The sequence below is a fragment of the Rhodococcus sp. NPDC127593 genome (genome assembly GCF_042671975.1).
Lineage (GTDB): Bacteria > Actinomycetota > Actinomycetes > Mycobacteriales > Mycobacteriaceae > Rhodococcus_F.
On the sequence record NZ_JBHXWI010000002.1, the window covers coordinates 176,361 to 189,964 of the forward strand.

11 protein-coding genes are annotated in these 13,604 nt (G+C 67.4%); 7 read left to right on the forward strand and 4 right to left on the reverse strand.

The window, feature by feature from the left end:
- On the forward strand, positions 1–1,203 hold the full coding sequence (locus ACFVJ3_RS02550) for a cytochrome P450 (protein WP_378450635.1): 1,203 nt from the start codon (positions 1–3) through the stop codon (positions 1,201–1,203).
- 136 nt (positions 1,204–1,339) lie between these two features.
- Here the strand turns inward: ACFVJ3_RS02550 and ACFVJ3_RS02555 are convergent, their stop codons facing one another.
- On the reverse strand, positions 1,340–1,984 hold the full coding sequence (locus ACFVJ3_RS02555) for a GntR family transcriptional regulator (RefSeq protein ID WP_378450556.1): 645 nt from the start codon (positions 1,982–1,984) through the stop codon (positions 1,340–1,342).
- A 136-nt stretch (positions 1,985–2,120) separates the two neighbouring features.
- Positions 2,121–3,482 carry a dicarboxylate/amino acid:cation symporter gene (locus tag ACFVJ3_RS02560; protein WP_378450557.1) on the reverse strand — a complete coding sequence of 454 codons (1,362 nt, stop codon included), beginning with the start codon at positions 3,480–3,482 and terminating at the stop codon, positions 2,121–2,123.
- Positions 3,483–3,599: 117 nt separating this feature from the next.
- Here ACFVJ3_RS02560 and ACFVJ3_RS02565 point away from each other — a divergent pair, with 117 nt between their 5' ends.
- Both ACFVJ3_RS02565 and ACFVJ3_RS02570 read left to right on the forward strand, forming a co-directional pair.
- Positions 3,600–5,048: an aspartate ammonia-lyase gene (locus ACFVJ3_RS02565; RefSeq protein ID WP_378450636.1), complete on the forward strand. Its 1,449-nt coding sequence runs from the start codon at positions 3,600–3,602 to the stop codon at positions 5,046–5,048.
- 43 nt (positions 5,049–5,091) lie between these two features.
- Entirely contained in the window at positions 5,092–5,931 is an 840-nt protein-coding gene (locus ACFVJ3_RS02570) for an HpcH/HpaI aldolase/citrate lyase family protein (protein WP_378450558.1), read from the forward strand.
- 65 nt (positions 5,932–5,996) lie between these two features.
- On the opposite strand, the gene ACFVJ3_RS02575 is transcribed toward ACFVJ3_RS02570, so the two are convergent.
- Complete coding sequence (locus ACFVJ3_RS02575; RefSeq protein ID WP_378450559.1) at positions 5,997–6,887, reverse strand: LysR substrate-binding domain-containing protein; 891 nt, start codon at positions 6,885–6,887, stop codon at positions 5,997–5,999.
- 139 nt (positions 6,888–7,026) lie between these two features.
- Here ACFVJ3_RS02575 and ACFVJ3_RS02580 point away from each other — a divergent pair, with 139 nt between their 5' ends.
- Genes ACFVJ3_RS02580 through ACFVJ3_RS02590 form a run of 3 tightly spaced genes read left to right on the forward strand, consistent with a single transcriptional unit; the run spans position 7,027 to position 11,284 of the window.
- Positions 7,027–8,394: an MFS transporter gene (locus ACFVJ3_RS02580; RefSeq protein ID WP_378450560.1), complete on the forward strand. Its 1,368-nt coding sequence runs from the start codon at positions 7,027–7,029 to the stop codon at positions 8,392–8,394.
- The gene (locus ACFVJ3_RS02585) at positions 8,391–10,106 is read left to right on the forward strand and encodes an acyl-CoA dehydrogenase family protein (protein ID WP_378450561.1); all 1,716 of its coding nucleotides are present in this window, start codon (positions 8,391–8,393) and stop codon (positions 10,104–10,106) included. The genes ACFVJ3_RS02580 and ACFVJ3_RS02585 overlap by 4 nt, the downstream gene beginning before the upstream one ends.
- Entirely contained in the window at positions 10,103–11,284 is a 1,182-nt protein-coding gene (locus tag ACFVJ3_RS02590) for a CaiB/BaiF CoA transferase family protein (RefSeq protein WP_378450562.1), read from the forward strand. The genes ACFVJ3_RS02585 and ACFVJ3_RS02590 overlap by 4 nt, the downstream gene beginning before the upstream one ends.
- A gap of 6 nt (positions 11,285–11,290) precedes the next feature.
- On the opposite strand, the gene ACFVJ3_RS02595 is transcribed toward ACFVJ3_RS02590, so the two are convergent.
- Positions 11,291–11,986 (reverse strand): FadR/GntR family transcriptional regulator, encoded by a 696-nt coding sequence (locus ACFVJ3_RS02595; protein ID WP_378450563.1) that lies wholly within the window; start codon positions 11,984–11,986, stop codon positions 11,291–11,293.
- A 196-nt stretch (positions 11,987–12,182) separates the two neighbouring features.
- Here ACFVJ3_RS02595 and ACFVJ3_RS02600 point away from each other — a divergent pair, with 196 nt between their 5' ends.
- Positions 12,183–13,547: an SLC13 family permease gene (locus ACFVJ3_RS02600; RefSeq protein WP_378450564.1), complete on the forward strand. Its 1,365-nt coding sequence runs from the start codon at positions 12,183–12,185 to the stop codon at positions 13,545–13,547.
- The last annotated feature ends 57 nt before the right edge of the window (positions 13,548–13,604 follow it).

Sequence of the window (13,604 nt, forward strand, 5' to 3'; positions counted from 1 at the left end):
ATGTTCGCCCCCGCTCCCGCGTTGCCCGTCAGCGACGCCGACCCGTTCGCCCTCGACGTCCTGCAGGACCCGTTACCGTTCCAGGCCGAACTGCGGGACGCCGGCCCCGTCGTGTACCTGCGGCGATACGACGTCTTCGCGCTGGGCCGCTACGAGCAGGTCCATGCCGCGCTGACCGACTGGCAGTCGTTCCAATCCGCCGCCGGGGTCGGCCTGAGCAACTTCCGGGACGAGACCCCGTGGCGTCCCCCGAGTGTCCTGCTCGAGGCCGACCCGCCGCACCACGACGCTCCACGGGCGGTGCTGAGCAAGATTCTCGGCCCCCGCGCGCTGCAGAAACTCAGGGTGTCGTGGATCCAGGACGCGGAGGTCCTCGTCGACCAGTTGCTCGCGAACACAACCGAATTCGACGCGGCCACCGACCTCGCCGCCGCATTCCCGCTGCGGGTCTTCCCGGATGCCGTCGGCATTCCCGACGCCGGACGCGAGAACCTGCTGCCGTACGGGGACCACGCATTCAACGCGTTCGGTCCCGTCAACAGTCTGGTGGAGAAGGGGGCGCCGCGGGTGGCCGAACTGTTGGGCTGGGTCAACGAGCAATGTGCCCGCGACGCGCTCACCGGCGACGGCTTCGGCGCGCAGATCTGGGCGGCGGCGGACCGCGGCGACATCACGTACGAGCAGGCGCCGCTCGTCGTGCGGTCGTTGCTGACTGCGGGGGTGGACACCACGGTCAACGGACTCGCGGCCGTGCTCTACGCGTTCGCGACGCATCCGGAGCAGTGGGCGAGGCTGCGGGAGAACAGCAGGCTGGCCCGGACCGCATTCGACGAGGCGGTCCGGTGGGAGTCGCCGGTCCAGACGTTCTTCCGCACCGCCACCAGCGACATCGAGATCGGCGGCACGACCATCCCGGACGGCAAGAAGATCCTGATGTTCCTCGGCGCAGCGAACCGGGACCCCCGTAGGTGGGAGAACCCGGACGCGTTCGATCTCGGCCGAAACCCGTCCGGGCACGTGGGGTACGGGATGGGAATTCACCAGTGCGTCGGCCAGCACGTCGCCCGCCTCGAATCGGAGGCGCTGCTGACGGCACTGGCATCGCGGGTGCACTCACTGGAGATCGCCGGGCCGGTACACCGGCACCTCAACAACACGCTGCGGTCGTGGGAATCCGTGCCCGTGCGGGTGCGGCTTGCATGAGCGGAGCCGACCATACGTACGTATGTATTGACGGGGCGAAATGCCCTCCCGCCGAGGTCGCGGGCGCGTCGATGCCCAGACCTGCCGCCGCGGGTGCTCACCGAGCATGCCCGCGGCGGTGGTCCGTAGCAGCTGGTTACGAGGTGGCGGACTCGTCGATGTCGAAGAGCTCGCCGATCAGGCCGCCGAGGAATCGCCGGTGCTGCGAAGATATTTCGGCGGCCGCTGCTTCGTCCCGGGCCGCGCACAGTGTGATCAGGTTGTCGTGGTGTTCGATGGCGTCCTGCCAGCCGCGGAGGCTGGAGAACTTGCGGTAGTAGATCCGGTGGATCTGCGGGTGCACTTGGTGCATGAGCCGTTTGAGCAGTGGGTTGCCGGCGGCGTCGACGATGACGCCGTGGAAGGTGTCGTCCGCGGCGAGTGCGGCACCGATGTTGTCGGTCTTGATCGCCTGCGCAAGGTCGTCGTTGGCGGTGCGCATCACGTCGATCATGTCGTCGGTGAGGTTGGGCACCCCCGTTTTCACGGCCAGTTGGTCCAAGACCTCCATCACCGCGAGCGTTGCCTCGACATCGGCCCGGTTCAGTGGGGTGATCCGGGTGAAGGCGGCGGGTTTGGCCTCGACGAGTCCGGTGTCGATCAGCCGAGTCAGAGCCTCGCGCACCGGGGTGCGGCTCAGGCCCAGATGCTCGGCCAGCTCGCTGTCCTTGACCTTGGATCCGGGCGCGAGCTCACCGGTGACGATCGCGTCGCAGATCCGCTCGAACGCGACATCGCTCATGCGGGGGCGCTCCACCGGATTATCACGCAACATACTGGATACTGTACTCTGCACGCCGCACGCTCCCGGGGGCCGCGTGGTTGAGTGCCTGGCGCCTTGTCGCGAGGGTACCGACTGTTCATTGGCCGGGCACCCACTACCCATCCGCGTTGAGTCGCCCGGCGAGGACCTTGTCGCCGAGTTCGTCGCCAGGCGTTTCGGCGGACCGACCGGCCTTGGCCTCGGCTTTCTCCTCGGACTTGTCGATCACCGACGCGGCGAGGGAGTTTCCGACGACGTTGACCGCGGTGCGGGCCATGTCGGCGATGAAGTCCACCCCCAGCAGGAGTGCGACGGCTTCGGCCGGCAGTCCGATGGTGTTACCCGCGGCGATGAGCACCACGATCGAGGCGGACGCAACGCCGGCCATGCCCTTCGACAAGATGACCAGCACGCCGACCATCAGCAGCAGGGTGGGGATCGACGTGTCGATGCCGTAGGCGTTGGCGAGGAAGACCAGGGCGACTGCCTGGTAGAGCACGGAGCCGTCGGTGTTGAACGAGTAGCCGAGCGGCACGACGAACGAGGTGGTCGAGCGGCTGACGCCGAGCCCCTCGAGCTTGAGCAGCAGCGGCGCGAGCACTGCCTCGGAGCTGCGGGTGACGAACGCGAGTCCGACCAGATTTCCGATGGCCTTGAGCATGGTGACGTACTCGACGCGGAAGATCGCGGCGATGATCGGAAAGATGACGCCGAGGATGATCGCCATACCGACGTAGACGACGGCGAGGAAGCCGAGCAGGCTCGACAGGTTCCCGAACCCGTAGTGCGCGACGTCGTAGCTGATGAAGCCCAGGACCCCGAGGGGCGCAAGGCGAATGACGTATCCGACCACCTTGAACATCGCGTTGGCGAGCGAGTCGAGCACGGACGTCATCGGCTTCGACTGCTCACCGATCGCGGCGAGTGCGACGCCCACGAACCCGGCGAACACGATCACTGCGAGCAGGTTCCCCTCCGCGAAGGCGGCGAAGACGTTCTTCGGGACAGCGTGCAGGAGTAGTTCGTGGAAGTCGATGCCCTGCTCGAGGGTCTCGACGGAGGCTCCGTCAGCGCCGGCGACAGGGGCGCCGGAACCTATGTCGAGCAGCTTCGCCAGCGCGACGGCCATCAGCAGGATGATCGTGGTGACGACCTCGAAGTACAGGATCGCCTTGGCGGCCATGCGACCGACCTTCTTCGCCGAATCCATGCGCGCGATTCCGAGCACGATGAGCGGAAAGACCAAGGGGACGACGATCATCTGAACCAGGTTGAGGAACACGTCGCCGGCCAGTTTGAGTTGCTCGCCGACGGCGGGGGCGAACGTGCCGATGAGTGCGCCGACGCCGACGGCGATCAGTGACTGCACCCCGATCGGCAGCTTCCAGAATTTCCACCACCTGCGTGGTGTGCGAGACGCATCGGCGTCCTCGGGTGCTGTCGCGGAGTCAGCGGGGATGGCTCGGGTTGTCGTCATTCAACAGCTCCAATATATTGGATGTGGTGTACTGTTCGACAACAGTGATCGACGTCATAGTCCCTGTCAAGTAGAACGGCGAATTGGGTGTTGGTGGAAAAGTTGAGCGACAGCGATGTGCGGATCGAGCACGATTCGATCGGAGATCTGGCGGTACCGGCGGGGGCGTACTACGGCGTCCACACCGCCCGGGCGATGGACAATTTCGCGATCACCGGGTCTGCCATCGGTCAGTACCCTGCACTGATCGCGGCGTTGGCGACGGTGAAACAGGCTGCCTGCCAGGCGAACCGGGACCTGGGCCTCCTCGATGACCGGCGCGCCGATGTCATTGTGGCCGCGTGCGTGGAAATCCGCGCCGGGGCGCTGCTCGACCAGTTTCCGATCGACCCGATCCAGGGCGGAGCGGGTACCTCGTCGAACATGAACGCCAACGAGGTCATCGCGAATCGTGCTCTCGAGATTCTGGGGTTCGGACGCGGCGCCTACGCCGAACTCGACCCCCTGACTCACGTGAACCTTGGGCAGTCCACCAACGACGTGTATCCGACCGCGATCAAGCTGGCGCTGGTCGAGCATCTCCGACTGCTGATCGCGTCGCTCGGTCGGCTCGCGGAGTCGTTCGAGCGCAAGTCGATCGAGTTCGACGACATCGTCAAGATGGGTCGCACCCAGCTTCAGGACGCGGTACCGATGACCCTGGGGCAGGAGTTCGCCGCCTACTCGATCATGCTGAACGAGGACTGCGCCCGGCTCTCCGAGGGCGTGCTTCTGCTGCTGGAATCGAACCTCGGCGGCACCGCCATCGGCACGGGGATCAACGGCCATCCCGAGTACTCCGCGCTTGCCTGCAACTACTTGCGCGAGCTGACCGGTGAACCGGTCGTCCCGGCCGGCAATCTGATCGAGGCAACCCAGGACTGCGGAGCATTCGTTCAGGTCTCCGGAATCCTCAAACGTGTCGCAGTCAAATTGTCCAAGACGTGCAACGATCTGCGGCTTACCTCCTCCGGACCGACCGCCGGGCTCGGCGAGATCAATCTGCCTCCGGCCCAGGCTGGTTCGTCGATCATGCCCGGCAAGGTCAACCCGGTCATCCCCGAAATGGTCAACCAGGTCGCGTTCGAGGTGATCGGCAACGATCTGACGGTCACGATGGCCGCCGAGGGTGGGCAACTCCAGCTCAACGCCTTCGAACCCGTTATCGTCTACAGCTTGCTGCGCTCGACGACGCACCTGGCCGCGGCAGCGGACACCCTGGCTGTGAAGTGCGTCGACGGGATCACCGCCAACCGCGACCACCTCGAGCAGGGTGTACGGCGCTCGATCGGCATCGTCACCGCGCTCTCGCCGTTCATCGGGTACACCGCCAGCGCGGACATCGCCAAGCGGGCCCTGGAGACCGGCGCCTACGTCGGCGATCTCGCCGTCGACGACGGCCTGCTCACCCGAGCACAGGTCGATGACATCCTGTCCCCCCGGCGACTCGCAGGCCTGCTCACCGCGCCCACCGTCGACCGCGAATTCTCCGCACTCGACCATCTCACCGGTGTCGCCGCGCACTGACCCACGCATCACGCCCCGCACTATCGAGAGAAACGAGAATCGGATGACCCTCACATCGTCGGCACAAGCCGTCGTAGTCCCCGCGACACATGCGCGCTCGTGGCTTCTGGTCGCGGGCTCGCGCCCGGAAGAGTTCGCCGCAGCCACGAACTCGGCGGCAGACGCGGTGATCTTCGATCTCGAGGATGGTGTCGTTCCGTCCTCGAAAATGCAAGCCCGCGAAGCCGTCACGCGTTTCCTCGCCGGTGGGGGCATCGGGTGGGTGCGCATCAACGACGTCACCACCGCGGACTGGACCGCTGATCTGGACGCGATCCGGGGGCTCCCGGGGCTGAGTGGCGTGATGCTCGCCAAGGCCGAATCCGCGGACCACATCGATCGCACGGCTGCCGAGCTGCCTCACACCCCGATCCTCGCCTTGGTCGAATCGGCGCGTGGCGTCGAATTCGCCTTCGACATCGCCTCGGCCGACGCCACCACCCGAATAGCGTTCGGCACCGGCGACTTCCGTCGGGATACCAACGCGGGTGCCGACCCCGACGCGCTGGCCTACGCGCGGGGACGACTCGTCGTCGCCAGTCGAGCCGCCGGCCTCCCCGGTCCCATCGACGGCCCATGCTTGACCGGCGAACCCGATCTGTCCGAGGCCTTGGCCGTCACCAGGTCGATGGGGATGACCGGCAAGCTGTGCATGCATGTCGGTCACACAGCGATCGTCAATCGCGAACTGTCCCCGCTGCAGAGCGACGTGGCCTGGGCTGCCGAGGTCATCGCACACCTCGGCGCGCAGGGCGAGAACATCGCCGACGGCAGTGATCGCCCCAAACTCGCCCGTGCTCTGCGCATCACCCACCTGGCCGACGTCTTCTCGGTTTCAGTGTGAGATTGTCGGCAGTGGGGGCTTTCTCGGTCGGTCGATCCATCGAGGGTAACGAGGCGGCCGGCCAGCTACCCGACAGTCCCGATCACGTCCCGCAGTACCCGGATCACGGTCTGCATCGCGGGTGAGGGATTCGAGTCCTGCCAGGCCATGGCGATGGGGAGGGTGGGGGCGTTGCCGGCGATGGGCAGGTATTCGACGCCGTCCATCGTGAGGTGCGCTGTCGAATCCACCACGACGGCGACTCCGACCCCGGCGCCGACCATCGCGAGCAGGCTGTACGGGTCGGGCGCCTCGTGCGCGACGAGGGGCGCGAATCCTGCTGCCGCGCACAGCGCGAGCGTGGCGTCGCGGACCACGGAACCGTGTTCGGCGGGGTAGATCACGAACCGTTCGCCCGCCAGCTCCTGCGGCGCGACCGCACCGGCGTCGACGAGGCGGTGCCCGGCCGGGACCGCGACCATCAGCGCTTCCTCGCGCACGGTGTGGGTGGCGAAGCCCCGCGGGACCGGCAACCCCACGATGCCCATGTCGAGGGTTCCGCGGGTGAGGGCGTCGAGCACCTCACCGGAGTACATCTGCGGGCGTAGGTCCAGTTCGATGCCGGGGTAGGCGTCGGCGAGGGAGCGGGCGAGAACGGACAGCACCGTGTAGCCGCCCGCGCCGCCGAAGCCGACGGTCACGCGGCCCGTCTCCCCGGCGGCCGCCGCCTGCGCGATGCCGCGCACGATCCCGACCTGCGCCTCGATGGTCCGGGCCGGACCCACCAGCGCCTCGCCGGCGGCCGTGAGCCGGACGGAACGGGTGGTGCGGACGAACAGGCCGGTGCCCAGTTCGCGTTCGAGCGCCCGCACGGTCTGGCTGAGCGGGGACTGCGCCACATGGAGACGCTCGGCGGCCCGTCCGAAGTGCAGTTCCTCCGCGACCGCGAGAAAGGCGTGCAGGTGACGGAGTTCCACGACCCCTCCTCGGGACTATGTGTCTGGATCACCTAAACAAGCTGAATTAAGTCTTGGACTCTACACGGAATCCCGACCATAGTGATGCACACCACCTCTACCTCGGTGTGACGCCCGAGCACGAAAGTCAGGGAGAACCGTGAACCCGAATCCCGGCCGCGACGCGGCACCACCCGAATACAGCACCAAGCAGGCTCGCAAGGCGGGTGTCACCGCCTTCGTCGGCACCACCATCGAGTGGTTCGACTTCTACATCTACGGCACCGCCTCCGCGCTGGTTCTGGGCCGACTGTTCTTCCCCGACGCCTCGCCCGCGGTGGGCACCCTCGCCGCGTTCGCGACGTTCGCGATCGGCTTCGTGGCCCGCCCGCTCGGCGGGATCGTGTTCGGTCACTTCGGCGACAAGTTCGGACGCAAGAACGCCGTGATCATCACGCTGATCTTGATGGGGATCGGAACGGTCGGCGTCGGCTGCCTCCCCACCTACTCGCAGATCGGGATCTGGGCGCCCATACTCCTCGTCGCGCTCCGCGTGGTTCAGGGCATCGCGATGGGCGGTGAGTGGGGTGGCGCCGTGCTCATCGCCACCGAATTCGCGCCACCGAACAAGAAGGTGCTGTACGGTGCATTCGCGCAGCAGGGATCTCCTGTCGGCAATCTGCTCGCGACCCTGGCGTTCCTGGCACTGACATTGTTGTCGGACAGCGTGTTCGAGTCGTGGGGCTGGCGTCTGCCGTTCCTCGCGTCCGCCGGGCTCGTCGTCGTCGCGCTGTACATCCGGCTGCGGATCTCGGAGACGCCGGAGATGAAGAAAGCCGTCGTCGCCCAGGAGCGCACCCGGATGCCGCTCGTCGAGGTGCTGCGCTCGCATCCCGTCGAACTCGTCCTCGGCGTCGGCGCCGTGGTCGCGGGTGTCGCCATCACCTACGTGAAGACGACGTTCGCACTCGCGTGGGCCACCGCCGACCTCGGATTCGACCGCGGGGACTTCCTCCTCGTGATCACGATCGCGCTCGTCGCGCAGGTGCTCGTGCAACCGTTCGGCGCCGTGCTGGCCACGAAAATCGATCCGTCGCGGGCGGTCCGGTGGATGCTGCTGCCCGAACTCGTGTTGCTGCCGTTGATGTTCCTTCTCGTCCAGACCGGGTCTGTGCCGTTGGCCATGCTCGGCATGGTGCTGGCCACCGCGCCGCACGCGATGTACTACGCCGCGCTCGCCGGCATCCTCGCCCAGATCTTCCCGACCAATGTCCGCTACACCGGGATCTCGCTGTCGTATCAGCTGTCGACGGCGATCTTCGCCGGAACCGCCCCGATGCTCTGCCAGTTCCTGCTCACCCACACCGACTCGATCTGGCCGGTCGTCGCCCTCGGGCTCAGCTACGTCGTGCTCTCGCTCGCCTGCATGACCCTGCTGCTCCGCCGCGGCAAAGCCCGCTCGGGCGGGGCCGACGCCGAGCCCCGTCCCGAACACACCTCGACCCGGAAAGATGTTGCTCACTCATGAATTTCGCTCACACCGATCCCGCCCTGCGCGCCGTCGTCGACCGGTGGACCGCACCGTCGGACCGCGACAAGCTGAACATCCTGCTCGACCGGCTGGGCGCCGACGCCGGCGACCGGCTCGACGCCCTAGCCGCCACCGCCGACAAGAATCCGCCGGTGCTGCAGCAGTTCGACCGGGATGGCGAACGCATCGACCGGATCGCGTATCACCCCTCCTACCAGGAACTGTGCCGAGCCGCATACAGCGAATACGGGCTGTCCGCACTGTCGCACCGCGGCGGCCTGCACGGCTGGGACGCAGTCCCGCCGCACCTGGTGAAGTACCTGGCGTCGTATGTGTTCGTGCAGGCCGAGTTCGGGCTGGCGTGCCCCGTGTCGATGACGGATGCCGCCGCCCGCACCCTGCGCATGTTCGGTGACCCGGACGTGTTCGGACCGTGGATCGACGCACTGACGTCGACGGACCCCGACGGCGCGATGACCGGCGCGATGTTCATGACCGAACCGCAGGCCGGCACCGACATCGCCCGCACGGAGACCCGGGCCGAGCGTGACGGCGACGGGTGGCGGTTGACCGGGAAGAAGTGGTTCGCGTCCAATCCCGACGCCGACGTCATCGTGACCCTGGCCCGGTTCCCCGGCGGCGACGACCAGTCCACCCGCGGCGTCGGAATGTTCATGGTGCCCAAGGTTCTGGCGAACGGCGAGCGCAACAGCTACACGATCGACAGGCTGAAGGACAAGCTCGGCACCCGCTCGATGCCCAGCGGCGAGGTGTCGCTGACCGGTGCGTACGCCCAACAGGTCGGCGAACTCGACCGCGGGTTCCGGCAGATGGCCGAGATGGTGAACACGTCGCGGCTGTCGAACGCGATGCGGTCGAGTGCCCTGATGCGACGCGCCGTGCGCGACGCTGTCGACCACACCCGGGAGCGGGTCGTGTTCGGCAAGGCCCTGTTCGACCAGCCCCTGATGCGCGCAACCCTGCTGCCGCTCGCGCTCGACGCCGAGGCGGCGCTCGCCCTGGTGGCGTACAGCGCGCAGTGCCTGCAGGCGGCGGACGCCGGCGACGACTCCGCACGTGCCCTGATCCGGGTCCTCACCCCGCTCGCGAAGCATTACATCTGCAAGCGGGCGCGGGTGGTCACCGGCGAGGCCATGGAGGTACGCGGCGGCAACGGTTACATCGAGGAATGGGCCCACGCCCGCCTGGTCCGCGACGCCCACCTGGGGTCGATCTGGGAGGGCTCGAGCAACGTCATCGCCCTGGACGTGCTGCGGTGCATGCGCAAACTCGGTGCGCATCACCGGCTGGCGGACACGATGCGGGGCATCCTCGCCGGCCTCGGACCGGACTGCGGTCCCGGCGCCGAGATTCTCCGCCGACGGTGGGACGACCTGGTCGAGGAAGGCGACCTACTGGTCGCCGGGGACGACGCCACCGCGCAGGCCGGGTGCGCGCGCTACGCGAACGAGCTGGCCCGCGCGGCGATGGCCACCCTGCTCTACGACCTCGCCGACTTCGCGATCACCTCGGGCAGCGGCCACCGGTCGCTGCTCGTCGCGAACGCCTACCTGTCCGGCGACACCGGACACCTCCCGGGGGCTGCCCTCGACCACCTCGCGGCCGTCGTCGACGGCACCGACGTCGCCGCGGGCTCGGCGCGGGCCACGGCACCCCGATCCGATTCTGCGACAGGAGTTCTCCTGTGAACCCCACCTCCACCGGACCGGCGCCCCTCGCGGGTGTGCGGGTGCTGGACCTCTCCAAGATCCTCGCCGGACCGTACGCCACCATGTCGCTCGCGGACCTCGGCGCCGACGTCACCAAGGTCGAACACCCGGACGGCGGCGACCCGACACGGTCGTGGGGTCCGCCGTTCGTCGGCCCCGACGCCACGTACTACCTCGCGATCAACCGGGGCAAGAAGTCCGTGACCGTCGACCTCAAATCGGAAGAGGGACAGGACGTCATCCATCGCATTCTGGAGGAGACCGACGTCGTCGTCGAGAACTTCAAGCCCGGCAGCGGATTGCAGCGGATCTTCGATTACCGGACGCTGTCCGAGCGGTATCCGCATCTGGTCGTCTTGCACATCTCGGCGTTCGGGGAGGAGGGTCCGCTGCGCGACGAACCCGGCTACGACATGATCGCGCAGGCCGCCGGCGGACTGATGTCGCTCACCGGTGAGCCGGGCGGGGCGCCGATGAAGGCCGGATTCGCGATGGGCGATCTGGGGGCGGCGCTCTTCGGTCTGATCGGCGTGCTCGCCGCCCTCGTGGAGCGGTCGCGGACCGGCCGAGGGCAGTACGTGACGACGTCGCTGTTCGAGTGCCAGCTGGCGCTGCACGTGAACTGGGCGACCAACTATTTCGCCACCGGCGAGCGTCCCGGCGCGCTCGGATCCGGCCACCCGAATCTCGCTCCCTATCAAGCGTTTCCCGCGAGCGACGGATACTTCGTCGTCGCGGTGGGCAACGACAGCCAGTGGGGGAGGCTGTGCTCGGCGATCGCACGCGAGGATTTGACGAACGATCCGCGATTCGAGCGCAACCGTGACCGCGTCGCGAATCGCGGCGATCTCGAGCGGGAACTGTCGGCGGCCTTCGCGTCGGGCACAGTCGAGCAATGGTGTGACACGCTCACCGCGCACGCCGTGCCCGTGTCACCGATCCGGCACCTCGACGAGATCTACGCCGACCCGCACACTGCCGCACTCGGAATGATCGGCACGGTCGACCATCCGACGCTGGGCAGCCTGCAGCAGATCGCGTTCCCGGTCAGTTTCGCAGGCGAGCGCCCGCATCTGACGTCCGCACCGCCGGTACTCGGCGCCGACACCGACGCGATCCTCGGTGCCCATCGGCCGCAGTCGGTGGTCGGTGGGTAGACCCGGTTACCCGCCCTCGCGCAGCAGCGCGACGTCGGACACCATCCGGATGTGATCGGCCATCGCACGGGAGGCGCCCGCGGAGTCCTGGTCTCGAATCGCCGTCGCAATGCGCCGGTGCCCTTCGAGCGAGGCCCGCGGGCGTTCGGCCTGGGAGAGGGATTCGATCCGGGTCTCCCGGATCAGCCCGGAAATCTCGTGCATCAGCTTGGCCAGCAGTGACGAGTGCGCCGCTACGGTGATGGCCTCGTGGAACCGCTCGTCGCCGACGACGCCGCGATCGCCCGCGGCGATCTCGGCCTCCATCGTCGCGAGGGCGGAATCGATGGCCGCCATCTCCTCGTCGCTCCGGCGCTCGGCGGCCAGCCCGGCAAGTTTGACCTCGAGTGCCTCGCGGGCCTCGATCACCTCGGGGAGACGGTCGGCGTGTTCCCGCAACGCCTTGACGGCTCGTTCCTCGATGGGGCGGCGGACGAGCACGGCACCGTCCCCGTGCCGGACCGACACCACGCCCTGCACCTCGAGGGCGACGAGCGCCTGGCTCAGGGAAGCGCGACTCACGCACAGTTGAGCTGCGAGTTCACGCTCGGCGGGGAGGCGGTCGCCCGGCGTCATCTCGTGGTCGGCGATATGGGCGCAGAGCTGCTCGACGATCACCTCGTACAGCCGCGGTCGCGCTACCGGACGCAGTTGCTCAGCCACTGGGCCACCTACTCTCCATTCCACTGAAACTACTCCACGGTATCTCGCCTAGGCATGTAACCGCACCCACAGTTCCTGTTGACAGTGATCCGCGACACTGCTTGTATGAAGTGGCTAGGCCAATCTGCCACTGAGTCAATTTGCTCGCCGGCGGCGGTCGAGACCAGTTGCCACTGCCACAGAACCGGAGACTTTCATGTCGACCGAGCTGATTCCCATACTTGCGCTAGCTGTCATGTTCCTGGCCGCGACCGTGCTGCCTGTGAACATGGGCGCTCTCGGCTTCGTTGCCGCCTTCTTCGTCGGAACCTTGTCGCTGCACATGAGCAGCGACGACATCATCGCCGGATTCCCCAGCAGCCTGTTCCTGACGCTGGTCGGCATCACCTACCTCTTCGCGATCGCCCAGAACAACGGGACCGTCGACCTCATGGTCCGCGGGGCGGTCCGGCTGGTCCGCGGTCGTGTCGCGCTGATCCCCTGGGTGATGTTCGGGATCACCGCAGTCCTCACCTCGATCGGTGCGCTCGGTCCCGCCGCCGTCGCGATCGTCGCGCCGATCGCACTCGGCTTCGCCGCCCGCTACAAGATCAACGCTCTCCTGATGGGCATGATGGTCGTGCACGGAGCGCAGGCCGGCGGATTCTCGCCGATCAGCATCTACGGCGTCACGGTCAACGACATCGCGTCCAAGGCGGGGCTCACCAACAGCCCGCTCACACTTTTCCTCGGCAGTCTCCTGTTCAACGCCGCGATCGGCGTGCTCCTGTTCGTCTTCCTGGGCGGCCGCGACCTGATCGGGCGCAGCGTCCACGACGACGGCCCCCAGGGCGTGGCCGAACCCGGCGGTGGCGTCTCGGGTGGAGGAGTGCCCGCGACCGGCGGTAACTCGGGATCGGGAGGGGCCACCGCGACCAAGGTGCGCCCGTCGCCGGCCCTCGCGGCCTCGCCCGTGCGTTCCGGCGTCACCTTCGATCAGGGCCTCACCCTGCTCGGCCTCGCCGCGCTCGCCGTGTTCTCGCTGATCCTCGACCTGGATGTCGGATTCATCTCGATGACGGTGGCCGTCGTCCTGGCGCTCGCCTCGCCGAAGGCGCAGAAGGGTGCGATCGCTCAGATCAGCTGGTCGACGGTTCTGCTCATCGGCGGCGTCCTCACCTTCGTGGGAGTCCTTCAGGAGGCGGGCACGGTCGAGTACGTCGGAAATGCGGTCGCCAGCCTGGGTATGCCCCTTCTCGTCGCCCTTCTCCTCTGCTATATCGGTGCGATCGTCTCCGCCTTCGCCTCGTCCACGGCGATTCTGGGCGCGACCATTCCGCTCGCGGTTCCGTTCCTTCTCGCCGGTGAGGTGGGCGCGGTGGGAGTCATCGTCGCCCTCGCCATCTCCTCGACCATCGTGGATGTCAGCCCGTTCTCGACCAACGGCGCGTTGGTTCTCGCGAATGCGCAGAACGTCGATCGAGACCGGTTCTACAAGCAGATCCTGAAGTACAGCGCGCTCGTCGTCGCCATCGGGCCGCTAGTGGCCTGGGCGATTCTCGTGGTGCCCGGCTGGCTCTGACCGTCGGCGGGTAGGCGACCGGCCCGCCCCAGGCATCTCGTTTTCAGCTCTTGACAT